Source organism: Haladaptatus sp. T7 (genome assembly GCF_026008575.1).
Taxonomy (GTDB): Archaea; Halobacteriota; Halobacteria; order Halobacteriales; family Haladaptataceae; genus Haladaptatus; species Haladaptatus paucihalophilus.
Map to the genome: position 1 here is coordinate 22500 of NZ_BROP01000007.1, position 22214 is coordinate 44713.

A 22214-nucleotide genomic window follows, 5' to 3' on the forward strand; every position below is an offset into this window, starting at 1 on the left:
TCGTGGGTCGGATTTTAGGAGTCCCCCGCGAAGGAGGTGGTATGGACGAGACGGAGGACGGACCCGATGTGGGGGACGAACTCGACGTCGCGGAGTGGATTCTCTCGCGGTTCGATTCCGACGACGAAGTGGCCGTCGCGGAAGTGGGATATCTCGACAGAACGCAGACTACTGGGTCGGCGACTCCGGCCGAGGTTCGCTCCGCCGATGACCTCTCGAACGAGGGCATCTGGTGGCGCGTGTTCGTGGAGGGAAGCGCTGACTATCGGTTCACGACGTCGTTTTCGGAATCCCATCTGGAAGACCTGATGGAGCGGTCGATTCGGTCGGCCCGCGTCTTGGACCAGCGAATTCCCGCCAAATACGACCCGGGGACGGTCCATCAGGCGGTTCACCCGGGATGGACGGTCGGCGGATCGCTGTCCGACTCCGCGGCGACCGAAAAACTCGCGGCCGTCAGATCGGCGTTCGCGGAGTCTACGGACGGCCTCGCGCTGGACCGCGCGGCCGTCTCGTACCGCGACGAGCGATTGTCGTCGGTCCTGTTGACGACGACCGGGACGACGGTCCGAACGTCGCTCGAACGGGCGTCAGTCGAAACGGTCGTCGCGCCCGCGAACGCGGAGAAGGTCCAGCGTCACTTCGGAACGACCACCGGACCCGCGTTCTTCGACGCGCTTCCCGGCCACTTCGACGAACTGGCGGCGTCGGTTCGGGAGCGGAAGGAGTATCCCCCGCTCGACGACGCTGAGACGACGAGTATCGGAGGCGACGGCGACGCGGACGTCGTGTTCGGCCCGCGGGCGGCGGCGGCGTTATTCCACCACGTCGCGCACTATCTGGAGATGGACGCGGCGTATCTCGGGTCGAGTCCCTTCTCCGTCGGTGACCGATTCGGCCCGCCGGGACTCGACGTCGAGGATTGCGTTCACGCCGGGTCGTGGGCGGCGTTGGGATACGACGCGGAGGGAAAACCGACGACGCCGGTGACGTTGGTGTCCGACGGCATCGTCCGAAACTCCCTCCACGATACGGTGTCCGCCATCGAGGAAGAGACGGTCCCGATGGGGTCCGTGGTTCCGAGCGTCGGTTACGAACGGCCGCCGCGGATTCACGCCCGCCATCTGGACGTCGCCGCCGGGTCCGCTTCGCGGGCGTCGCTTCTCGACGGGGCGGACGTCTACGTCGAATCGGTCGAGACGCCGCGAATCGAGAACGAGGCCACGCGAACGAAGCGCGCGAGTTCGATGCCGCCGAGCGTCCTGTACGCGAAGGACATCGCGGCGACGACGCCCAGCGAGTTCGAGGACGAGGCGACGACGCAGGAACTAACCTTCCCGGTTCGACTCGGCTACACGGTGGACGGGAGCGAGCGCGGAAAGCGGTTCGCGGGCGGAGCGGTGACGGTTCCTCTCGGTGCACTCCGTTCGATAACGGGTATCGGCGACGTCCGCGAAACGGTGACCGGCGTCTGCTCCAAACACCGGTCGATGATTCCGTACGCCGTCACCGCGCCGTCGATTCGGTTTTCGATGCGTTTTTCAAATCTGAGGATATGTTAGTGTAAATTTCCGCATTCGATAACGTATTCAGAAATATGTTCCATTTCCCTCTTCTGATTTGTAATATATTGTCAGTTTTGTTTATATAGTAGGCACGCCTGGTAATTAATGACAAATGCCAAGTGGTAACATGGATGTCAAACGGCGTGACTTTTTAAAGATGACCACCGCAACCGGCGTCGGTGGAATGGCCGCACTCGCCGGTTGCAGCGGTTCCAATGACGACAACGGCGGCGGTGGCGGAAGCGGCGGCGACAAGCTACCCCAGTACACCTACCTCAACAACCCCGCGAACTACAACCCCGCGCGCCACGACGCCATCAACCTCGTGGGCGACCAGCTCAAGAAAGTCGGACTCGACACCAAGGTGCAGGTGTTCGAGTGGGGCACCCTCTACACGAAAATCACCGAGGAGTTCAACTTCTCCTTCGCAACGTGGTCACGTGGCCTCGGCATCGACCCCGGTCGTCGAATGCCCGAGCAGTTCCACTCCTCGAACACGGGGAAGGGCCAGGGCAACTTCACCGGCTACACCAACAAGGACCTCGACCCGAAGCTGATGGAACAGCTGCAGATGAAAGACGAACAAAAGCGCATCGACACGCTGTTCGACATTCAGAAGACCATCAACGAGGACGTCCCGATGCACCCCATCGTTCAGATGCCCAACATCGTGGCGTACAACAAAAATCAGGTCAGCGGGTGGACCGACCACATCGCGGGCTACTTCCACTTCGAACCGATGACCAATATCGAAGTGAACAACAGCAAAAAGGAGCTTCGCGGCTCGTGGGCCGAGACCCTCGGCACGCTCAGCGTTCTCGGTTACAACAACGAGACGAAACTCATCCACCAGTTCGAGATGCTGTACGACAAGCTCGTGCGCATCAACTCGAAACTCGAAGCCGACCCGAAACTGAGTCTGGCGACCGAGTGGGAACGCCCGGACAACAAGACGGTGAAGTACAAGATTCGGGAGGGCCACAAGTGGCACGACGGCGAGGACCTGACGCCGGAGGACGTGAAGTTCACGCTCGAATATATCAAGAAAAACGAGATTCCGCTCTACTCCACGCAGTGGGAAATGTACGACTCGGTGTCGGTGGACGGTCAGTGGGTGACGGTGAACTTCACGGACCCCGTCGGTCCGGTCCACAAACTGTTCTCCAACCAGATACCCATCGTGCCGAAGCACAAGTGGGAGAGCCGGAGCAACCCGGCCAAAGCGAACATCAAAGAGCCCGTCGGAAGCGGTCCGCTCCAGTTCGATTACTGGGACAAGGGCAGCGAACTGAGCCTGAAGAAGTACGAAGACCACTGGCGACCGGTCAAGTTCAACCGCCGCATCTGGCGCATCATTCCGGAGAGTTCGACCGTGTGGTCCCTGCTGAAGAAGGGGACGCTGAACTACCTGCCGTACACTCGCATCGGCAAACAGCTCAACGACAACCAGGACGCCTCGAACATCGGCGTGAAGTCCGCGCCCGGCGACGGCTGGTGGCACTTCAGCCAGAACACGCGTCAGAAGGGACTTGACGACAAGGCCGTCCGACAGGCCGCCGTCAACGCGATTCCCAAGAAGGCCATCAACGAGCAGATTCTCTACGGCTTCGCCACCGAGGGGTGGAACCTCGTCGGCGAATCGTTCGGCAAGTTCAGCAACCCGGACGTGAAGAAGTACCAGCCGGACGACGGCGTGAAAGCCGGGAAGCAGTCCCTCAAAGATGCCGGATACGTCATCGACGGCGACGGAATGGCGCACTTCCCTAAGTAGAGCCGACCGACCAACAAAAATTTCGATACTAATAAATGGGTAAATTAGACTTCTTCGTCAGGCGCACCGTGCAGTTGGGAATCACGCTGTGGGCAGTTGCAACCGCGCTGTTCATGCTGTTTCGCCTCATGCCGGGCGACCCGACGTCGTACATCATTTCGCCCGGAATGACGCCCGCGGTTCGACAGCGGCTCATCGCGAGCTACGGGTTGAACGACCCGCTGTGGGTGCAGTACGTGCGATACATACAGAACCTCCTGACGCTCGACCTCGGGCGCTCGTTCAAGACCAACGAGCGCGTCATCAACATGCTCGTCACGTACCTCCCGAACACGCTCGTCCTGATGCTGACCGCGTTCGTCGTGGCGTACATCATCGGCATCTCGCTCGGCGTCCTCACCGGCTGGTACCGTGGAACGCGGTTCGAGAAGGCGACGGTCGTGACCGCGCTCGTCGGACGGAGCGTCCCCAGCTTCTGGATGGGCATCCTCGTCCTCTGGATCTTCGGCGCGAAACTCGGCATCATCCCGATGAGCGGGATGACGAGCCTCGGCTCCGGCCCGAAGAACTTCTGGGCGATGGTGTTCTCGCTCGATTTCCTCAAACACATGGTCGCGCCGGTCATCGTCCTCGCGTTCTACTACATGGGCTATCCGCTGCTCATCATGCGCAACAGCATGCTGGAAACCCTCTCGGAGGACTTCATCGACCTCTGCCGCGCGAAGGGACTGACGGAGCGCAAGATAATGTTCAACCACGCGGCCCGCAACGCCCTGCTTCCCGTGCTGACCGCCGCCGCCATCGCCATCGGCTACGCGGTGGGCGGCAGCGTCCTCATCGAGACGGTGTTCGGTTGGCCGGGCATCGGCCGCGAGATGATTCGCGCCGTGCTTCGACGCGACTACCCGGTGGCCCAGGGGACGTTCCTCGTCCTCGCACTGTCGGTCATCGTGATGAACTTCGTCGCCGACCTGCTGTACGGCGTCCTCGACCCACGGGTGACCTATGACTGAAACGATGAATCAGGAGCACGACGGTTCGATATTCGCGGACATCGACGAGGAGAGCGAGGAGCAGTTCAGCGCGTGGCAGCGCAACCTCCGCCTCTGGAAGGAGACGATAACCGAACAGTTCTCGATGCTCACCGAGGACCCGCTGGTCGTCGCCGCGATGGCCATCCTCGCGTTCTTCGGCGTCGTCGCCGTCTTCGCGCCGTTCATCGCGCCGTACGGACCGAAGGAACGCCTGATGGTGAACGCGCTCTTCGCCAAGTGGATCAAACCGTCCTTCCTCGGCGGCGAGGGCGGCTACATCCTCGGAACGACGGCGCAGGGCTACGACATCTTCAGCCAACTGGTGTACGGGGCGCGTCCCGCCATCATGGTCGGCCTCGTGGCCGCCGTGATGACCGTCGGCCTCGGAACGCTCGTCGGCCTCGTCAGCGGCTACTACGGCGGCTACGTGGACGACGTGCTCATGCGACTCGTGGACTTCGTGTACGGACTCCCGCTCCTGCCGACGGTCATCGTCCTCGTGACGGTGCTCGGGCCGGGACTGGAGAACATCATCCTCGCGTTCGTGCTCCTGCAGTGGCGCACGTCCGCCCGCGTCATCCGCGCGCTCGTCCTCTCGCTCCGCGAACGCTCGTTCGTCAAGGCGGCGAAGATTTCCGGGGCGAGCAACTGGCGCATCATCTCGCGGCACATCGCGCCGAACGTCCTCCCGATGGCGTTTCTCTACGGCGCGTTCGCCATCGCGTGGGCGATTCTGACGGAAGCCGGGGTGTCCTTCTTGGGCCTCGGCGACCCGAACAGCGTCTCGTGGGGCATGATGCTCCAGAGCGCCCGCGTCTACAGCGCCATGACGGAAGGAACGTGGTGGTGGTTCGTGCCGCCCGGAGTCTGTATCGCCCTCGTGGTCATCAGCGGCTTCCTCATCGGCCGCGGCTACGAAGAGATCGTCAACCCCGAACTACAGGTCGAAGGATGAACGTATTCAAACGATTCACGCTCGCACGATTCACGCACATAGGATTCATGTACTCGGACGAAACGGAGGCTCGCTGAATGGCCCTGCTCGAAGTCGAAGACCTCGAAGTCTACTACGACAGCGAGGACGGCCCCGTCAAAGCGGTTGACGGCGTGAGCTTCCAGATAGAGGCCGGGGAAACCGTCGGCATCGTCGGCGAATCCGGCTGTGGAAAATCGACGCTCGCCAAGGCGCTCATCGGCATCCTGCCGAAGAACGGTTACATCAACGGCGGGAAGATACTGTTCAAGGGCGAGGACCTGACCGACATGCCCGAGAAGCGCCGCCGAGCGCTTCGCTGGGACGAGATTTCGCTCATCGCCCAGTCCGCGATGAACGCGCTCGACCCGGTGTACACCATCCGCGAGCAGATTCTGGAGGCCATCGACGCCCACTACCCGAAGATGGGACGGTCGGAGGCCCAAGACGTCATCGACGAGTCCTTCGACCTCGTTGGACTCGACCGCGACCGCCAGACGGACTATCCCCACCAGTTCTCCGGCGGGATGCGACAGCGGGCCATGATCGCCATGTCGCTCGTCCTCGAACCGTCGCTCATCCTCGCGGACGAACCGACGACGGCGCTGGACGTCATCATGCAGGACCAGATTCTCAAGCGCATCAACGGTATTCAACAGGAGAGCGACACCGCCATGATGGTCATCACGCACGACGTGGCCGTCGTCGCGGAGACCTGCGACCGCGTGGTCGTCATGTACGCTGGCGAACTCGCCGAGGAAGGCCCGTCGGAGTTCATCTTCGGCGAACCGTACCACCCCTACACGCTCGGGCTGAAGAGCGCGTTCCCCGACATCCGCCGGTCCGAACAGGACCTCGTGAGCATCGGCGGCCACCCGCCGGATTTGAGCAACCCGCCGAGCGGGTGTCGGTTCGCGGAACGCTGTCCGCTGGCGACGGAAGTCTGCCGGGAGGAGTCCCCGCCCGCCGTCGAACACGGCGAGTTGCGCTCGTTCTGCCACCACACCGACCGGATCGACGCGGAACTTCGCTCGGTCGCCAGCAAGGCGCGGACGTGGCAGAACGACGCGTCGATGGAGGTGACCGATGACTGACGACGACACGCTCGTTCGCGTGGAGGGGTTGGAAAAGGAGTTCCCGGTCGGCAGCGGCCTCGTTTCCAGTCTGATGAACACCATCCGCGGCGAAGAGGAGGACGCGGTGCACGCCATCGACGGCATCGACTTCGAACTGCACGAGGGCGAGACGTTCGGCATCGCGGGCGAGTCCGGATGTGGGAAGACCACGACCGGGATGTGCCTGACGAAGCTGTACGAACCGACCGGCGGGAGCATCTACTACGACGGCGAGGACATCGCGGACAAGAGCGGCTCGGCCCTCACGAACTTCCGTCAGAACGCCCAGATGATATTTCAGGACCCGTTCGAGAGCCTGAACCCGCGGATGACGGTGTACGACACGGTGGTCGAACCGCTCCGCATCCACGACGTTCCGAACCAGCGGGCGCGGGTCCGGCGGGCGCTCGAATTCGCGGAACTCGAACCCGCCGAATCGTTCTTCGACCGCTACCCGCACGAACTGTCCGGCGGACAGCGCCAACGCCTCGCCATCGCCCGCGCGCTGGTTATCGACCCGGACTTCATCGTCGCCGACGAACCGGTGTCGATGCTCGACGTGAGCCTTCGCGCCGGCGTGCTCTCGCTCTTGGAGCGGATGACCGACGAATTCGGGCTGTCCGTCGTGTACATCAGCCACGACCTCTCGCTCCTGCGCCACATGTGCGACCGCCTCGCCATCATGTACATGGGTAAAATCGTCGAGCAGGGACCGACGGAGGAGATAATCACGAACCCGAAACACCCCTACACGCGGGCGCTCATCGACGCCGTGCCGGTTCCCGACCCGACGGCGGGCCGGGAGCGCGTCGAGTTGCAGGGCGAAGTCGGCGATGCCGTCAACGTCCCGTCGGGCTGTCGCTTCAAGAACCGATGTGAGAAGTACATCGGCGGCGTGTGCGATTCGGTGCAACCGCCGCTCGAAGCGAAGTCCGACGTCGAGGACGACCGGGAAGTCGCCTGCCACCTCTACGAGAGCGCGGAGGGCTTCGACCCGTACGCCGAGACTGACGAGACGGACCGCGACGAGGCCGTCGCGGCGGAGTCGTCGGCGGACTGACCCGTCGTCCGGTTTCGGGTCCGTGGCGACCGGATGATCGATGCGAAACTCCGACTCCGTTGGGTATTAATACGGTCCTGTTCTAACACCCAACATATTGAAAATGGAACTATTTTATATGGGTTCAGATAGATATATTTCATCAATTTCGGACGTTGATTGGAAGTTCTGGGAAAACCTGTACCGTGCGGGTCGAATGCGTTCTCATCGAATATCTGGAATGATGGACGATACGTTGCAAGTTATATGACGAAGGTTTCTCGTCGGGACCTTCTCGATGTTTTTTCTCGTGCGGACGACCCTCACGCACCACTGACGACGAGCGAGATAGCGTCCGCGCTGGGACATGTCGAAGAGCAGATACTCGAACGACTACGGACGTTAGCGGCCGACGGCCTCCTCCAAACGAGAACCGTCGCGGATACGCACCGAGTCTGGTGGCCGCCGTGCGGCCGCTCGGACTGTTTTGCGGAGAACGACCGCCCTACGGACGGCCACCCCCGGATTCGAACGGTGTTTCGTTCCACCGACCTCGCCGAACCGTTCCGTGAGTTGGCGAACGGTTCGCTGTTCATCGAAATCGATTCGGTCGTACACCTCTCGGAGGGCGAACATCTCCAGTACTGGACCGCGACGGGAATATCCGCGGAAGCGTTGCTCGAAACGGTGATGGAGTTTCCGGCGACACTCGACGCGCGGTTGTTGAGCACCGTCAACGGAACTCACCGGGTAGAGTCCCACAGTTCGTTTCAGTCGTTGTTATCGATATTCGGTGAATTCGACGGAAAAACGAAATCAGCGACGTACGACGAGCGGGAAATCCGTATCGTAGCGGATTTTCCTCCTTCGGTCGATACGGAACGCGTCCAAGCGGTCGTTCGAGACGTCTACCCGGACCTCGAACTCGTCTCCACCTGTCGCGTCATCACGTCGAGTTTCGATTATCACCTGATAGAAGAGAAGTTGACGGAGCGACAGTTGACCGCGTTGCAGATGTCCTACTTCAGCGGCTATTTCGAGCAACCGCGCAAGTGCTCGGGCGTGGTGCTGGCAGAGAGGATGGGTATCTCCAAGCAGGCGTTCCACGAGCATCTCCGCAAAGCGTACGATACGGTGTTCGAGCAACTGTTCACGAACGTCGATGAAACGACAGTGCCTGACCAGTAAAGCTCTATTTTCATTGGCTTCGGACGCGATTATATTCCTGACTCGTTTGAGTCAGTGACCTGTAGACATGATAGACGAACCCATCTGCTCGAAGCTTTCGGTAGATTCGGTGTGTGGTGTGTTATCGAATGGGTGCCGCCGAAGCGTTTTATACCACCTCGACGCCTCGTCGTCCGACGTGTTCACGAGGGACGAACTCGCCGACCACCTCGTCGCGGCGGACACCGAGTACGAGGACCGAGAGCGGGCGCTGGTGCAACTCCACCATACGACGCTTCCGATGCTGGAGGACGTCGGAGTCATCGAGTACGATTCCCGGAGCAACGTCATCCGCTATCGAAGCGACCCGCTGCTCGATCAGTTCTTGTCGCTCTCGGCCGCGGTGGAGAAGCCGACGGAGTGAGGTCGATACCGCGCGAACCGTTTTTCTCATCCTTGCCGTTTTCGCTGACTTTCTTCCGCCTCGGCTTCGAAGCGCTCGGCGCGAATCTGGTCCGAGCGTTTCCGACGCCACTCCCAGAGTCCGGCCACGATGATGAGGAGGCCGCCCGCCGCGCCGCGAACCGGCGACCCCTGCATCGAGAGGAAAACGAAGACGCCGACCGCGAAGAGGAGCGAGACGCCGAGCGTTATCTTCGCCCACCCGCGCCGCGGTCCCCGGACTCGTCGCATACCGGCCCGTCGGAGGGGAGCGTTGTGAACGTTACGGGACGACGGCAATCGGCGGTGGTACCGCGGACGACTCACCGCGGCCGTCGGATGTCGTCCCGACTCGGGAACTCCCGTTCCAGCGCGGCCAACAACACCTCGGCCGTCGCGTCGGCGTCCCGCATCGAGAGCGTCTCGACCGGCGAGTGCGAGTAGCGACAGGGAACCGCGATGGCACCCGCGTGGCGGCCGCCGCGGACCTGTTGGAGTTCGGTCGCGTCGGTCGAACCGGTCAGCATCACGTCGTGTTGGAGGTCCACGTCGGTCGCGTTCGCCGCGTCCCGGAGCCACGTTCTCGTCTGGCGGTCAACGATGACCCCGCCGAAGAAGTACTCGGAGGTGCCGTCCCCGAACTCGACCACCGGACCCCCGTCCAGCGTCGCGTTCACGCCTTCTTTCCGCCCGGCGGGGTAGTCGTCCACCGGGAAGATTTCGAGCGCGATGCCGACGTCGGGGTCGAGGCTGTAGCCCGCCGTCCGCGCACCGCGAAGGCCGACTTCCTCCTGTACCGTTGCGACGTAGTGAACCGTCGCGTCCACGTCCTCTTCGCGGGCGATTGCGAGCAGGATGGCCAGCGCGATGCGGTCGTCCAACGCTCGTCCGGTGATTCGGTCGTTTCCGAGTCGGGAGACGCCGTAGTCCCACACCGCGTAATCGCCCGGTTCGACGTTCATATCCGCGACCTCCTCGGGCGAGGTGGCTCCGACGTCGATGCGGAGCGATTCCGGGAGGGACTCCTTCTCGTCGTCGCTCATGTAGTGGCGACAGCGCGGGCCGACGACGCCGAGAACGCCGTCCGGGCCGACGCGGACGCGTTGCCCTGACAGGTTCCCCTTGTAGTGTCCGCCGAGCATGTGGAAGGTGAGAAAGCCGTCGTCGTCCACGTCCTCGACGAGGAACCCGAGTTCGTCGGTGTGGGCCGCGAGCATGATTTCGAAGTCGCTGCCCTCGCTCGTGGCGACGACGTTCCCCATCGCGTCGAACGACACGCTGTCGACGTGTGGTTCGATGAGTTCGGCGAACCGATCCGCGACGGCGTATTCGTTTCCGGGTGCGCCCGGCGCTTCCACCAGCATTTCGAGGTCGTCGAACGAAACGTGCATGCGGGAACCGGGTGTGAACGGACGATAATAGTTCGGGTCCCTGCAAACCGGCAGAAGGCGTTCCCCGTCGTTAATAAAACTGAATATTCTCGGGAACTCGTTGACATCTCCGTCCATCTATCATCTGTCTCCCAATATAATGGGATAATTATTCGTTTTCTCGGATTACTTTCGAAAACGAACAAAACAACAATAAACTCCCGATACAACCCTCGACTGGGAAGCAATGACTGCAACACGACGAACGTTTCTGACGGCGGCTGGCTGTGCGGGACTGCTCGGGCTCGGCGTAACGGCGACGACAGGTGAAAGCGAAACGACCGTTTCGCGCGATTCGTACACGATTCGGAGCGGCACCGACCAAGAAACGACGGTGTTCGTCACGTCCGCGAGCGAGTCCGGCCCGACGGTGATGGTCGTCGGCGGCGTACACGGAAACGAAAACGGAGGCTACACGGCGGCCGAGAAGGTCGCCCAGTGGGACATCGCCCGCGGAACGCTGGTGACGATTCCGAAGGCGAACGCCGCGGCCGTCGAGGAGGATTCCCGCATCGCGGACGGCGGCGTGGACCTGAATCGCCAGTTCCCGACCGGTGAGGAACCGGAGACGGAACTCGCCCGCGCCATCTGGGGCGTCGTCGAGCGATTCCAACCGGATACCGTCATCGACCTCCACGAATCCGTCGGCATCTACGACGGCGATATGGTCGGTGGCGTCGGTCAGGCCATCTTCTCGTCGTGGGACGACCGGGCGTTCAGCGACGCCAGAGCGGCCGCAGACTATCTCAACGACAACTACGTCTCGCGCGACGGCTACGACTTCACGGTCGACCCGTTCTCCTCGTCCTCCAACGAACCGACCGGTCTGCTCACGCACAAGGCCGCGCGCGACACCGACGCCGTTGCGTTCCTCGTCGAAGCGACCTCGGATGACACGGCCCTCGATACGCGAGTGCAGTGGCTCACCAAGATAACCCAACAACTCGTCGAGGAGGACGTGCTCACTTCGTCGGATGGCGGAAGCGGCGGAGACGGCGGCGACGATGGCGGTGACGACGGAAGCGACGGAAACGATGGCGGCGACGGAAGCGACGGAAACGATGGCGGTGACGACGGAAGCGACGGCGGCGATGGTGGCAACGACGGCGACAACGAACAGAACGAGGCCCCAGTCGCGCGGATTCGGACGACGCCGAGCGACACGACCGGCGGGGCGCTCGAACGCGGCGATACCGTGACGCTCGACGCCTCCCCGTCGTCGGACGGCGACGGCGAAATCGTCGAATACATGTGGGACACCGACGGCGACGGGTCGTTCGAGGAAAGCGGCGAGACGGCCGAGATGACCCTCTCTACCTGTGGTCGTTACCGTGTCTCCCTCCAAGTCACCGACGACAAGGGGGCGACGGCCACGGACGAGGCTATCCTCTCCGTCAAATAACGACCGTACCCGACCGATTCGCTCGTATTTTTCGAACGGGTTACGACCGACGCACATCGATCATTCCTCTCGCGGCGAGAGGACGCGCTCTGCGGTCGGAAATACGTGAGGAGAGGAAACGAACCCCCGAGAAACCGAGTTAGTCGTCGCTCGTGTCGAGACCGAGTTCCACCAATGTTTCTTCCGAGACGCCGCTATCGAGAAGTCGTCGTCGCAAATCCCGTCGATCCGCATCTGAGAGGTCGATAGATGTCCCGGTGTCGATGCCGTCGTCCCCGCGACTGTCGCCCTGCCTCGTAATTTCGTAGGCGTCGCGGATGAGTTCGGCTTCTAGTTTCGGGACTGATTGGGGAATCTCTGGTGATTTTTTGATTCCAGACATCGTTTCCCGCCACTCACAGGAGGGTGTTAAAGTTATTTTAGACTAACAGATTTGTCTTTTCCCTGTTGTACTGTTCTCTTTCGTGATATGCACCGCAGGATAAGCGTAGGATTGCTCCCCGTGTCTAATTAGACCACACCCGGAAAACAACGAAGCGGTATCGAGACGGAAAATACGCGACGGTGCCGTCATCACTCGACGAGGAGCGGGATTTCGGTCGCGTCCGCTCGAACGTCGTCCATGTCCGGCACCGTCGTTCCGGGAACGGTCACGACGCGCGACGCGACGGTGACGCCGACCCGGAGCGCGATTCGGTCCGACTGCCCGCGAGCGAGCGTCGAGAGGACGCCCGCGAGCAGTCCGTCGCCAGCGCCGACCGTATCCACCACGTCAACGTCCAGCGGTTCCGCGTGGAACACGCCGTCGTCCGAGGTGAGCAGCGCGCCGTCGTCCCCGAGCGAGGTGATAACGCGGTCGAATCCCCTCTCGCGGAGCGCCTGCGACGCCTCGGCGCACTCCTCGATGCTGTGGACCGGCATCCCGGTCGCGCTCGCCAGTTCGCTCCGGTTGGGTTTACAGAGCGCGTAGTCGCCCGCGATGCCGGTCAGGAGGTCGCCCTGCACGTCCACGACGGTTTCCCACGACCCCGCGCCCGCGATGCGGTCGATGGTCGCCGGGCCGAGGTTCGGCGGGAGGCTTCCGGCGATGACGACGATTTCGGGGTCGTACTCGCGGACCGTCCCGATGAGTTCGCGGACGGTTTCGTCCTTGACGCCCTGTCCCGACTGGTTGAGTTTGTACTCGCCGTCCTCGCCGAGAATCGTGGTGTTGAGTCGGGTGCAGACGTCCATCTCGACGAAATCGTTGGCGACCTTGCCGCGGGTGAGTTGTTCCTCGATGTACCGGCCGAGGAACCCGCCGACGAAGCCCGTTGCGAGCGTCTCGACCTCCAGTCTGGCGAGGTACTTCGAGACGTTGATTCCCTTTCCGCCGGGGTCGTACTGCGCCATGCTCGACCGGAGGACGCCGTTCGGTTCGATGTCCGATTCGACGGTGACGGTGTAATCGACGGCCGGGTTGAGCGTGACGGTCAGAATCATGCGTCCACCCCTTCGACGATTTCGACGCCCGTCGTCTCGAACGGTTCGCGGTACTCCGGCGGGACGGCCGCGTCGGTGACGATGGCGTCCACGTCTTCGAACGACGCGAAGCGGAAGAAACTCCGCCGACCGAACTTGCTCCCGTCGGCGACGAGGACGACGCGACTCGCCTTCTCGCACATCCGCGATTTGATGCGCGCTTCGTCCTCGTTCGGCGTCGTCAGTCCGGCGTCGGGGTGTATCCCGTTCGTCCCGAGGAACAGCACGTCGAAGTTGGTTCGGTCGAGAAAGCTCTCGCCGGTCGGCCCGACGAGCGACCACGTGGAGCGCCGCAGCGTTCCGCCGGTGACCTTCACCTCGATACCCGCCTCGGCGAGTTGCATCGACACGAGCGGCGAGTTCGTCGCGGCGGTAATCGAGACGTCGCTCGGGACGTGCTTTGCGACCTCGATGGTCGTCGTTCCCGAATCGAAGAAGACGACCTGCCCGTCTTGGAGAGTTTCGGCGGCACGTCGTCCGATGGTGCGTTTCGCCTCCCGCTTTTGGACCTGTTTCTGTCCGTACGTTCGCTCCTCGCCGACCGTTTCGACCGGGAGGGCACCGCCGTGCGACCGCTCGATGCGACCCTCGTCCTCCAAGTCCCGGAGGTCGCGGCGGATGGTCGCCTCCGAGACGTCGAGGCGACCGGCGAGGTCGCCGACGGTACTGCCGTTCTCTTCGGAGACTATCTCGACGATTCTGCGTTTTCGTTCGTCAGGCAACATATGTTCGTATCGAATCGACTCGGTATCGAGTCAAGGGCGGCGCGTTCGTTGGTTTTGTTGGCCATTCGACGCTATAACCTCTCTGGTGACGTCGGATTATATTGCCGCTTTCGTCGCGGCTTTGCCTTCCGTTTGCGAGAGGAGGGCGAGCGGACGGCATCTCACTCCGACAGCAGGACGAGAAACGTCAGCGCGATTCCCGCCCCGACGGTTGCGACGACGGTCCCGCCGTACGCGCCGACGTGGTAGTCGTAGGCCGCGACGGCCGCCATGAAACAGCAGGCGGCGACCAACAGGTTCTCTCGGTCCGGTACCCACGAGGTGACGCTCACTGCCATCGGTCAGTGCGTCGCCTCCGTCGCTTTCGGCTCTTTCGGCGGCGAGTACGTCAGCGATTCGCCGGTGTCGGCGTCGAAGTAGTGCAGCGACCGACGGTCGAACTCGACGTTAACGCGGTCGTTGAGTTCGACGGGGACGCTCGGTTCGACGGACGCTTTGATGGTGATGTCGTCGCCGAGGTCGAGTTCGAGGACGGTCTTTTCGCCCTGCGGTTCCACGACCTCCACGAGCGCCGGGAGGCCGTCCGGCCGGAGCGTGACGTTCTCCGGACGGACGCCAACGACGATTCGGTCGCCGACCCGGCCGTCGAGCGCGTCGCGGTAGGACTCGGGAACCTCGTGTTGGAACGGCCCGACGTCCACGACGAGGCTGTCGTCGCGGCGGGTCAGTTTCCCTTCGACGAAGTTCATCGACGGACTGCCGAGGAAGTCGGCGACGAAGCGGTTTCGCGGATGGGCGTAGACGTACGTCGGGTCGCCGACCTGCTGAATCTCGCCGTCGTTCATGACCGCGATTTGGTCGGCGAGCGTCATCGCCTCGATTTGGTCGTGCGTGACGTACACCGTCGTCGTCGAGAGCTGCTCGTGCAGTTTGTTGAGTTCTGCGCGCATCTGCACGCGCAGCTTGGCGTCGAGGTTCGACAGCGGTTCGTCCATCAGGAACACGTCGGGTTCCCGGACGATGGCGCGGCCGAGCGCGACGCGCTGCTGTTGCCCGCCTGAGAGCTCCGCGGGGCGACGGTCCAGCAGTTCGTCGATTTGGAGGAGTTCGGCGGCGTCGTCCACTCGCTCCTCGATGATGTCGTCGTCGACGCCGTGTTGTTCCAGCCCGAACCGCATGTTCTCGCCGACGGTCTTGTGGGGGTAGAGCGCGTAGTTCTGGAACACCATGGCGATGTCCCGCTCGTACGCCCGGTGGTCGTTGACCATCCGGTCGCCGATGTATATCTCGCCGTCCGTCGCGCGTTCGAGTCCGGCGATGAGACGAAGCGTCGTCGTCTTGCCGCACCCGGACGGGCCGACGAACACCGTGAAGGATTCGTCGGGGATGTCGAGCGAGATGCCGTCCACCGCAACCACGTCGTCGAATCGCTTTTCGAGCGCGTCGAGCGTTACTTCAGCCATCGATACCACATCCGTCGTCAGTCTGATTGAATCGCATAGTGGGGGTCGGTTTCGTCATTCTTTCACTGCTCCTTGCGTGAGGCCGCTGACGATGTAGCGCTGGAAGAACAGGCCGAACAGGATGCCCGGCAGGGCCGCTATCATCCCGCCCGCGGCGAGGTGCGCCCAGTCGATGAAGTCGTCCGCGACGAACAGGGAGACGCCTATCGGGAGCGTCTGTGAGACCTCCGAGGACGTGAGAACGAGCGCGAAGACGAACTCGTTCCACGAGAAGATGAAGGCCAGGATGGCCGTCGCCGCGATGCCCGGCTTCGCCACCGGGAGGATGACCTTGAAGAAGCCCTCCCACGTCGAACAGCCGTCGACTTGGGCCTGCTCGTCCAGCGAGCGCGGCACGCCGTCGAAGTAGTTCTTCATTATCCACACCGCGAAGGGGAGGTTGAAGAACGTGTACGTCAGGATGAGCGCCGCCTTCGTGTTGTAGAGGCTGCCCGTGAGCGCGCCGATGACCGGCGGGTTCGACATGATTTCGAAGAACGGGACGATGAGCGCGATGGGCGGAATCATCCGCGCGGCGATGATGGACAGCAACAGCGCCTTGTTGCCGAGGAAATCGTAGCGGGAGAACGTGTATCCCGAGAGCGTCCCCAGCGTGACGCAGATGAGCGTCGTCGTCCCGGCGACGATGAGGCTGTTCAGCGTGTAGGTGCCGAACGGCCGGTTCTGGAAGATTTCGACGTAGTTCGAGAGCGTCGGGTCGTGCGGGTAGAACGTGATGGGGAACGAGAGCGTCTCCGAGGGAGCCTTGAAACTCGTGATGAGGATGTAGTATATCGGGAACCACACCACCACGACGTACAGGGCGAGCAGGCCGTACGCGACCATCCGGTCCCGGACCACGCTCGACCACTCGTCTTCCGTGTTCAGGTTCAAGCTACGACGAACTCTGCTCAGCGTGTCTGTTTTCGTACTCATGTTTCGTAGGGGGTCCCTCCGAAGACCTTGTAGAGGACCGCGACGACGGCGAACGTCACCGCGAGCATGACGACGCCGAGCGCGGCACCTTGGCCGGTATCACCGAACACCATCGCGGTGCGGTAGAGCCACGAGGCCCACACTTCGGTGGACTTTCCGGGGCCGCCGTGGGTCATCACCCACACGAGGTCGAGCGCCCGGATGTCGAAGATGATGCGGATGGTGAGCGCGACCAGAATCGACGGCTTGAGGAACGGGTAGGTGACGTTCCAGAACCGCGACCAGCGGCTCGCGCCGTCCACCTCGGCCGCGTCGTACAGCTGTTCGGGGACGTTCTGGAGTCCCGCGAGGAGGATGATGATGATGAAGGGCGTGAACACCCACACGTCGGCGATGATGAGCGCCATCATCGCCAGCGTGCCGTCCGAGAGGAACGGAATCTGTTCCGAGATGACGCCGCCGCCGACGAGGACGCCGTTTATCGCGCCGTACTGCGTCTGGAACATCCAGCGCCACATCAGGCCGCTCATGACGTAGGGGAGAATCCACGGCACGATGACCGCCGTGCGAATCCACCCGCGCCCCTTCAGGTCCTTGTTGAGCAGCATGGCGATGCCGAGGCCCAACAGGAACGAGATGGTGACGCTACAGCCGACGTAGACGAGGGTGTGTTTCGTGAACTGTACGAGGTCCGGGTTGAGCGCCCCGACGGTGCCGTTCTCGAAGATGAGCGAGGCGAAGTTATCCAGCCCGACGAACTGTTTTTCCTGCGTTATCGGGTTCGTGTAGAACAGACTCGACCACAGGAGTTGGAGCGTCGGATAGAGGATAACCCCGGCTATCCAGAGCACCGTCGGTCCCACGGTGAGGGGGATGAACAGGCGGTCGAGCCGCCGTCGAAGCGAACGTGTATTCTCTGCCATGTATTGGAAAGGGGAACCCGAAATCTAGAGGACCTTGTTCTTCTTGTAGAGCGACGTGATGTCCTCTTGGGCCTTCGAGAGGGCCGATTTGGCGTCCTTCTTCCCGAGGAAGACGGGCGTGATGTTCGACGACAGGATGTCATCGACCTGCGGTTGCAGGCGGTAGACCTCGCTCTTGGCGTTCTTGAGGTTGTACTTCATGTTCGCGCGCAACTCCTTCGGATACTTCTTTTTGACCTCCTCGTCCTCGTACACCTCGGGAATGGCCGCCGGGTTGCCCTCGACCACCATGTCGGTCTTGCAGGACTCGGGGGTGCTCATGAACTCCGCGAACTTCTTCGCGGCCTTCTTGCGCTTCGAGAACGCCGAGACGGCGACGCCGTTCGTGTCTTGGAACGTCGCGCGGGAGGCAGGACCCTTCGGCGGTTTGGCGATTCCGAGACGGTCCTTCTTCCAACCCTCGTTGAGCGCGCGCGACCCGAGCGGCGTCCAGCCCTCGACGGTGGCGAACTTCCCGCCGACGAAGGCGTCGCCGACGTTCCCTTCGTTCATGCTCTGGATGCCGCTGGGGAGGAGTCCCTTCTTGCGGAGCGGCGTCAGGAAGTCGTCGAACACCGTCGCGCCTTTGTCGGCGAAGACGGGTTCGTGTTTGTCGTTGAACAGTTTGCCGCCCGCCTGCCAGAGGAACTGTTTGAACATGAAAACGTCCTTGTTCGCCCACGTGAAGCCGAACCCGGACTTGTCGTTGCCCACCTTGTCGCCGAGCGCGAGCACGTCGTCCCACGTGTCCGGCGGCGACGAGATGCCCTGCTTCTCGAAGTACTGTTTGTCGTAGAGGAAGTTCCCCCACTTGCCTATCTGCGGGGCCATGTACGTCTTGCCGTCGAACGTGACGAGGTTTTGGAGGTTCTCCGGAAACTTGCCCATGTGCGAATCGGAGAGGCCGAGGGGTTCGAGCCAGTCGGCCGCGACGAAATCGGCGAGCCACCACGTCGGCCCGTTGAAGGCGTCCACCTTGCTCCCCTCGTTTCGCCACTGCGTAATGAGCGTCGTCTTCAGGTTGCTCCACGGCACCTCGTTCACGTCGACCGTGATACCCGTCTCGTCTTCGAACCGCTTGATGTTCTTTTCCGTCCCGGGGTCGTCCTTCAGACTGCCCGCGTTGAAGAAGACGATTTTGTCGGCCATCTCGCCGTCGCCGCTACCGTCGCTTTTCGAACCTTTACCGTCTTTCGAAGAGGTACAGCCCGCCAACGCGGTCGTTCCCGCGATGCCGAGTGTGCCCGTCGCTTGGACGAATCGACGCCGTGTATGGTTGTATTTGTCACCCATGACATCCAGAACCATACAGAACGACCATAATAAATGTTCTGCAAAAGCACGCACATTCAGTCAAATCCAATCACGAACTGCATCAATTGGGAACAAAAATAAACAATGTCGGGTGGGTCGCCGTTCGATATGCCGTGGGAGAATCGTAGAAAACGCGGGAGTAAAGCGACGTTCGGCGGATTTGCCGGAAAGGACACGAGTCGATGACGACTCGTGTTCGAATCTGCACGAACGCGTTCGTTCGACTGATTCGGCGGCGGGGTCACTCCCAGTTCGTCGCCGCGTCCCGCTGCCGGAACAGGTCGGGTCGCCGCAGATACCGGACGAGGAAGTACGTGCCCAAGAGGGCGATGCTTCCCACGGACCAGAGGACCTCCGTCGAACCCAGTCCGACCATGGCGACGCTCAACGCGACCAGCGCCACGGCGGGGAGGGCGTCGCCGCCGGGAGCGCGAAACGGCGGCGTCACGTCGGTGCGGTAGTGTCGAAGCCCGACGAACGAGACGATATTGAGGGCGTACGGGAGGCCGGTTCCGACGACGGAGGCGATGACCAGCAGTTCGTAGAAGTACTCCGGGAAAATCGTCAACGCGGCCGCCACCAGACTGACCGCGACCAGCCCGACCCACGGCACCTGAAACCGCGAGTGGACGGCCGCGAACGCCCGCGGCAGGGTTCCGTTTCGTCCCAGCGCGAACACGACGCGACTGGCGCTCATCGTCCCGACGAGCATCGTGGTGAAGATGGCGACGACCGCGGCGAGCGGGAGGAAATATTGTCGAACCATCGGTACTCCGAGTTTCGACGCGGCCACCCCGAGCGGCACCGTCGTCACGGGGCTCCCCTCCGCGAACGCCGACGGCGCGACGACGCCGTGCAGCGCGACGACGACGGCGGTGTAGAGGACCGTCGTGACGAGGAGCGACAGCAAAATCGCCCGCGGGACCGTCTTCGCTGGCCGTTTCACCTCCTCCGCGACGGACGGAATCGCGGTCCACGCGCCGTAGCCCGTGAGCGCCAGTTGCACCGCGGCGAAGAACTTCGCGGGACCGCTCGTGAAGAAGGGGTCGTAGTTGGTCGGCTCGAACCGCGTGAGGCCGATGGCCACGAAGACGAGCAGTATCGTGAGCAACAGCGCGGACAGGACGAGGTTCGTCCGACTCGTGCTCGTCACGCCGACGAGGTTGACGAGGAAGCTCAGCGCGATGGCGGCGAGGGCGATGGGAACGACGTACCCCTTCGCGCGCGGAAACGCGATGCCGAGATACTGCGCGATGGCGAGCGCCGAAATCGTGACGCTGAACACCATGCCGATGCAGTAGGACGTCCCTTCGAGGTAACTGGCGAAGAGTCGAACCGTCCGGTTCCGCCCGAACGTCTCCGCGGGGAAGACCGCGGGACCGCCCGCCTTCGGGAACGCCAGCGCGAGTTCCGTATAGCAGAGCGCGATTATCATCATCAGCAGTCCGGCGACCACCCACGCGAGCGTCGAGGCGGGACCCGCCAGCAGTCCCGTCGAACCGGGAAAGACGAAGATAGCCGACCCGACCATGCCCCCGACGCTCAGCAAAACGCAATCCAGCAGTCCGAGCGTTCGCGTCAATCCGTCGTCCGCCGTCGATCCGTCGTATTCACTCATTTTCCGACCACCGTCTCGGCCGAAAAGAGGGGTACCCCTCATATAGTGATTCTCAAATCAGTTTAGCATCCCAAAATTGGAACGGGTGTCGGTGACGGTCAGTTGCCGACGGCCAATTTCGCTCGCCGATAGTCGCCATCCATTTAACAGCGTCTTGAAGGTAAATTTATGGCGGACACCGACGTCTACTGGATGGTTCACGATGGATACAACAGCGAAGCGACGCGGATTTCTCAAGGGAATCGCGGCGACGACCGTCGGCATCACCGCCACGACGCCCGGAAGCGCCTCCGAAACGGTGACGTACCTCGTCACGACCGGAAGCCGAAACGCCGTTCGAAAACTCGAACGGGCGGGGTACACCGTCCAGAACGAAATCCCGGACGCGAACGTCCTGTTCGTCCTCGGTCCCGCCGACGCCGAAGACGACCTTCGCGGCGTTCCCGGTGTTCACGAGGCGGTGTCGGACATGGCGTACGAGTTGGGCACCTCGACCGTCGAATCGACCGGCGTCGCGGCGGACGCCGAATACGCCGAGTTACAGTGGGACAAGCAGGTCACGGACGCGTTCGAGGCCCACGCAACCGCGACGGGAGAGGGAACGCGCATCGCCATCGTCGATACGGGCGTCGACCACACGCACCCCGACCTCGCGGCCAACGTCAATACGGACCTCGGACGGTCGGTCATCGACGGGGAGTTCGGAACGGACGCCGGACCGGTCGCGGCCCACGGGACGCACGTCGCCGGAATCACCGCCGCGACGGGCGCGCAAGGCGTGGTCGGCATGGCTCCCGACGCCGAACTCGTCCCGCTCCGCGTGTTTCCCGAGGAGGGGCCGCTCCTCGAACGAATCAGCGACTGCCTGCTGGCCATCGACTACGCGGCCGAAATCGGTGCGGACGCGGTGAACATGAGTCTCGGGTGGGACCCGCGTCCGCCGCGGGAGAACCAAACGTCGCGCGGCGTCCGTCGCGTCATCTGCGAACGCGTCGTTCGGAGCGCCCTCCGGCGCGGGACGACCGTCGTGGTGTCGGCGGGCAACGAGGAGACGGACCTCCAACACGGGGGCTACCGCGACATGTGGACGAGCCTCGAAAGCACGCTGGGCGTGAGCGCGACCGGTCCGAACGACGAACTGTCGTTCTACTCGAACTACGGCGTGGACGACGTTGCGGTCGGCGCGCCCGGCGGTGGCTACGAGACGCTCGAAAAGAGCCTCGCGGACGACACCGCGTGGCCGTATCCGACCAACCTCGTGCTTTCGACCGTCCCGGGAGACGACTACGCCTACTTCGCGGGCACGTCGATGGCGTCGCCGCAGGTCGCCGGTCTCGTCGGACTCGTCCGTGAACTGGACCCCACCGCGAACCCCCAACAGGTGGCCGGTGTCATCGAACGCAACGCCGAGAAAAGCAACGGTCGGAGCGACCCCGACCTCGGCGCTGGCCGGATAAACGCGCTGCACACGGTCGAGTCGCTCACGAAATAGGCGCGGCCGTCTATCGCCACTCGGTCAGCACTGCCGTGTCCGTACTGTCCGTTGCAATCCACGCGTCGTCCCGCGTGATGTCCGCGATGATGGCCCGGTTCGGACACCGTTCGTCGGGCGTCTCGTCTATCGCGAAGACGATTTCGGGTGCGTCCGTTCCGTCGCGCCGTCTGCCGAGTGCTGAGTGCGTCATGGTGGTTGGTTTCG

The 22214-nt window shown here is 62.7% G+C and carries 22 protein-coding genes; 10 read left to right on the top strand and 12 right to left on the bottom strand.

The window, feature by feature from the left end; all coding sequences use genetic code 11:
• The first annotated feature begins 41 nt into the window (after positions 1 to 41).
• The 8 genes from OPC11_RS17345 to OPC11_RS17380 all read left to right on the top strand — a co-directional run bounded on the left by OPC11_RS17345 (position 42) and on the right by OPC11_RS17380 (position 9088).
• Complete coding sequence (locus OPC11_RS17345) at positions 42 to 1562, top strand: metallopeptidase TldD-related protein (RefSeq protein ID WP_264782753.1); 1521 nt, start codon at positions 42 to 44, stop codon at positions 1560 to 1562.
• Between the two features lie 160 nt (positions 1563 to 1722).
• Positions 1723 to 3336: an ABC transporter substrate-binding protein gene (locus OPC11_RS17350; protein ID WP_264782754.1), complete on the top strand. Its 1614-nt coding sequence runs from the start codon at positions 1723 to 1725 to the stop codon at positions 3334 to 3336.
• Between the two features lie 35 nt (positions 3337 to 3371).
• On the top strand, positions 3372 to 4349 hold the full coding sequence (locus tag OPC11_RS17355; protein WP_007982053.1) for an ABC transporter permease: 978 nt from the start codon (positions 3372 to 3374) through the stop codon (positions 4347 to 4349).
• Positions 4342 to 5325, top strand: a complete 984-nt coding sequence (locus OPC11_RS17360; RefSeq protein WP_264782755.1) for an ABC transporter permease — start codon at positions 4342 to 4344, stop codon at positions 5323 to 5325. Before OPC11_RS17355 ends, OPC11_RS17360 begins: the two co-directional genes overlap by 8 nt.
• Positions 5326 to 5402: 77 nt before the next feature.
• Positions 5403 to 6437 (top strand): ABC transporter ATP-binding protein, encoded by a 1035-nt coding sequence (locus tag OPC11_RS17365; protein ID WP_264782756.1) that lies wholly within the window; start codon positions 5403 to 5405, stop codon positions 6435 to 6437.
• Positions 6430 to 7518 (top strand): ABC transporter ATP-binding protein, encoded by a 1089-nt coding sequence (locus tag OPC11_RS17370; RefSeq protein ID WP_264782757.1) that lies wholly within the window; start codon positions 6430 to 6432, stop codon positions 7516 to 7518. Before OPC11_RS17365 ends, OPC11_RS17370 begins: the two co-directional genes overlap by 8 nt.
• A 246-nt stretch (positions 7519 to 7764) precedes the next feature.
• On the top strand, positions 7765 to 8685 hold the full coding sequence (locus tag OPC11_RS17375) for a bacterio-opsin activator domain-containing protein (protein ID WP_264782758.1): 921 nt from the start codon (positions 7765 to 7767) through the stop codon (positions 8683 to 8685).
• Between the two features lie 178 nt (positions 8686 to 8863).
• Positions 8864 to 9088 (top strand): hypothetical protein, encoded by a 225-nt coding sequence (locus tag OPC11_RS17380; RefSeq protein ID WP_232423810.1) that lies wholly within the window; start codon positions 8864 to 8866, stop codon positions 9086 to 9088.
• 26 nt (positions 9089 to 9114) lie between these two features.
• On the opposite strand, the gene OPC11_RS17385 is transcribed toward OPC11_RS17380, so the two are convergent.
• Both OPC11_RS17385 and OPC11_RS17390 read right to left on the bottom strand, forming a co-directional pair.
• Positions 9115 to 9357: a hypothetical protein gene (locus OPC11_RS17385; protein ID WP_069449965.1), complete on the bottom strand. Its 243-nt coding sequence runs from the start codon at positions 9355 to 9357 to the stop codon at positions 9115 to 9117.
• A 71-nt stretch (positions 9358 to 9428) separates the two neighbouring features.
• Positions 9429 to 10496, bottom strand: a complete 1068-nt coding sequence (locus tag OPC11_RS17390; RefSeq protein ID WP_007982046.1) for a M20/M25/M40 family metallo-hydrolase — start codon at positions 10494 to 10496, stop codon at positions 9429 to 9431.
• 226 nt (positions 10497 to 10722) lie between these two features.
• Between OPC11_RS17390 and OPC11_RS17395 the strand changes: the two genes are divergently transcribed.
• Positions 10723 to 11937, top strand: coding sequence for a PKD domain-containing protein (locus OPC11_RS17395; RefSeq protein WP_264782759.1), 1215 nt, complete (start codon positions 10723 to 10725; stop codon positions 11935 to 11937).
• A 139-nt stretch (positions 11938 to 12076) separates the two neighbouring features.
• On the opposite strand, the gene OPC11_RS17400 is transcribed toward OPC11_RS17395, so the two are convergent.
• The 9 genes from OPC11_RS17400 to OPC11_RS17440 form a co-directional block, all read right to left on the bottom strand.
• Positions 12077 to 12319 (bottom strand): hypothetical protein, encoded by a 243-nt coding sequence (locus tag OPC11_RS17400; RefSeq protein WP_264782760.1) that lies wholly within the window; start codon positions 12317 to 12319, stop codon positions 12077 to 12079.
• Between the two features lie 191 nt (positions 12320 to 12510).
• Entirely contained in the window at positions 12511 to 13419 is a 909-nt protein-coding gene (pfkB, locus tag OPC11_RS17405; RefSeq protein WP_007982041.1) for a 1-phosphofructokinase, read from the bottom strand.
• Positions 13416 to 14183 carry an HTH-type transcriptional regulator GlpR gene (gene glpR, locus OPC11_RS17410; protein WP_264782761.1) on the bottom strand — a complete coding sequence of 256 codons (768 nt, stop codon included), beginning with the start codon at positions 14181 to 14183 and terminating at the stop codon, positions 13416 to 13418. The genes pfkB and glpR overlap by 4 nt, the downstream gene beginning before the upstream one ends.
• A 161-nt stretch (positions 14184 to 14344) precedes the next feature.
• The gene (locus OPC11_RS17415) at positions 14345 to 14521 is read right to left on the bottom strand and encodes a hypothetical protein (RefSeq protein ID WP_264782762.1); all 177 of its coding nucleotides are present in this window, start codon (positions 14519 to 14521) and stop codon (positions 14345 to 14347) included.
• A 3-nt stretch (positions 14522 to 14524) separates the two neighbouring features.
• Positions 14525 to 15646 (bottom strand): ABC transporter ATP-binding protein, encoded by a 1122-nt coding sequence (locus tag OPC11_RS17420; protein ID WP_264782763.1) that lies wholly within the window; start codon positions 15644 to 15646, stop codon positions 14525 to 14527.
• A gap of 54 nt (positions 15647 to 15700) precedes the next feature.
• The gene (locus tag OPC11_RS17425; protein WP_026177870.1) at positions 15701 to 16621 is read right to left on the bottom strand and encodes a carbohydrate ABC transporter permease; all 921 of its coding nucleotides are present in this window, start codon (positions 16619 to 16621) and stop codon (positions 15701 to 15703) included.
• Positions 16618 to 17544, bottom strand: a complete 927-nt coding sequence (locus OPC11_RS17430) for a sugar ABC transporter permease (protein ID WP_007982032.1) — start codon at positions 17542 to 17544, stop codon at positions 16618 to 16620. Before OPC11_RS17430 ends, OPC11_RS17425 begins: the two co-directional genes overlap by 4 nt.
• A gap of 24 nt (positions 17545 to 17568) precedes the next feature.
• A complete protein-coding gene (locus OPC11_RS17435) occupies positions 17569 to 18876 on the bottom strand; it encodes an extracellular solute-binding protein (protein WP_264782764.1) in 1308 nt (435 codons plus the stop codon).
• Between the two features lie 262 nt (positions 18877 to 19138).
• Positions 19139 to 20515 carry an APC family permease gene (locus tag OPC11_RS17440; RefSeq protein ID WP_264782765.1) on the bottom strand — a complete coding sequence of 459 codons (1377 nt, stop codon included), beginning with the start codon at positions 20513 to 20515 and terminating at the stop codon, positions 19139 to 19141.
• 202 nt (positions 20516 to 20717) lie between these two features.
• Between OPC11_RS17440 and OPC11_RS17445 the strand changes: the two genes are divergently transcribed.
• Entirely contained in the window at positions 20718 to 22007 is a 1290-nt protein-coding gene (locus tag OPC11_RS17445; protein ID WP_264782766.1) for a S8 family serine peptidase, read from the top strand.
• A 10-nt stretch (positions 22008 to 22017) separates the two neighbouring features.
• Here OPC11_RS17445 and OPC11_RS17450 read toward each other — a convergent pair whose 3' ends face one another.
• On the bottom strand, positions 22018 to 22200 hold the full coding sequence (locus tag OPC11_RS17450; protein WP_007982026.1) for a hypothetical protein: 183 nt from the start codon (positions 22198 to 22200) through the stop codon (positions 22018 to 22020).
• Between the last annotated feature and the right edge of the window lie 14 nt (positions 22201 to 22214).

Bases quoted from the DNA above. Each gene is read 5' to 3' on its own strand.
- OPC11_RS17345 (WP_264782753.1), top strand. From the start codon at position 42: ATGGACGAGACGGAGGACGGACCCGATGTGGGGGACGAACTCGACGTC.
- OPC11_RS17350 (WP_264782754.1), top strand. From the start codon at position 1,723: ATGACCACCGCAACCGGCGTCGGTGGAATGGCCGCACTCGCCGGTTGC.
- OPC11_RS17355 (WP_007982053.1), top strand. From the start codon at position 3,372: ATGGGTAAATTAGACTTCTTCGTCAGGCGCACCGTGCAGTTGGGAATC.
- OPC11_RS17360 (WP_264782755.1), top strand. From the start codon at position 4,342: ATGACTGAAACGATGAATCAGGAGCACGACGGTTCGATATTCGCGGAC.
- OPC11_RS17365 (WP_264782756.1), top strand. From the start codon at position 5,403: ATGGCCCTGCTCGAAGTCGAAGACCTCGAAGTCTACTACGACAGCGAG.
- OPC11_RS17370 (WP_264782757.1), top strand. From the start codon at position 6,430: ATGACTGACGACGACACGCTCGTTCGCGTGGAGGGGTTGGAAAAGGAG.
- OPC11_RS17375 (WP_264782758.1), top strand. From the start codon at position 7,765: ATGACGAAGGTTTCTCGTCGGGACCTTCTCGATGTTTTTTCTCGTGCG.
- OPC11_RS17385 (WP_069449965.1), bottom strand. From the start codon at position 9,357: ATGCGACGAGTCCGGGGACCGCGGCGCGGGTGGGCGAAGATAACGCTC.
- OPC11_RS17390 (WP_007982046.1), bottom strand. From the start codon at position 10,496: ATGCACGTTTCGTTCGACGACCTCGAAATGCTGGTGGAAGCGCCGGGC.
- OPC11_RS17395 (WP_264782759.1), top strand. From the start codon at position 10,723: ATGACTGCAACACGACGAACGTTTCTGACGGCGGCTGGCTGTGCGGGA.
- OPC11_RS17400 (WP_264782760.1), bottom strand. From the start codon at position 12,319: ATGTCTGGAATCAAAAAATCACCAGAGATTCCCCAATCAGTCCCGAAA.
- pfkB (WP_007982041.1), bottom strand. From the start codon at position 13,419: ATGATTCTGACCGTCACGCTCAACCCGGCCGTCGATTACACCGTCACC.
- glpR (WP_264782761.1), bottom strand. From the start codon at position 14,183: ATGTTGCCTGACGAACGAAAACGCAGAATCGTCGAGATAGTCTCCGAA.
- OPC11_RS17415 (WP_264782762.1), bottom strand. From the start codon at position 14,521: ATGGCAGTGAGCGTCACCTCGTGGGTACCGGACCGAGAGAACCTGTTG.
- OPC11_RS17420 (WP_264782763.1), bottom strand. From the start codon at position 15,646: ATGGCTGAAGTAACGCTCGACGCGCTCGAAAAGCGATTCGACGACGTG.
- OPC11_RS17425 (WP_026177870.1), bottom strand. From the start codon at position 16,621: ATGAGTACGAAAACAGACACGCTGAGCAGAGTTCGTCGTAGCTTGAAC.
- OPC11_RS17430 (WP_007982032.1), bottom strand. From the start codon at position 17,544: ATGGCAGAGAATACACGTTCGCTTCGACGGCGGCTCGACCGCCTGTTC.
- OPC11_RS17435 (WP_264782764.1), bottom strand. From the start codon at position 18,876: ATGGGTGACAAATACAACCATACACGGCGTCGATTCGTCCAAGCGACG.
- OPC11_RS17440 (WP_264782765.1), bottom strand. From the start codon at position 20,515: ATGAGTGAATACGACGGATCGACGGCGGACGACGGATTGACGCGAACG.
- OPC11_RS17445 (WP_264782766.1), top strand. From the start codon at position 20,718: ATGGATACAACAGCGAAGCGACGCGGATTTCTCAAGGGAATCGCGGCG.
- OPC11_RS17450 (WP_007982026.1), bottom strand. From the start codon at position 22,200: ATGACGCACTCAGCACTCGGCAGACGGCGCGACGGAACGGACGCACCC.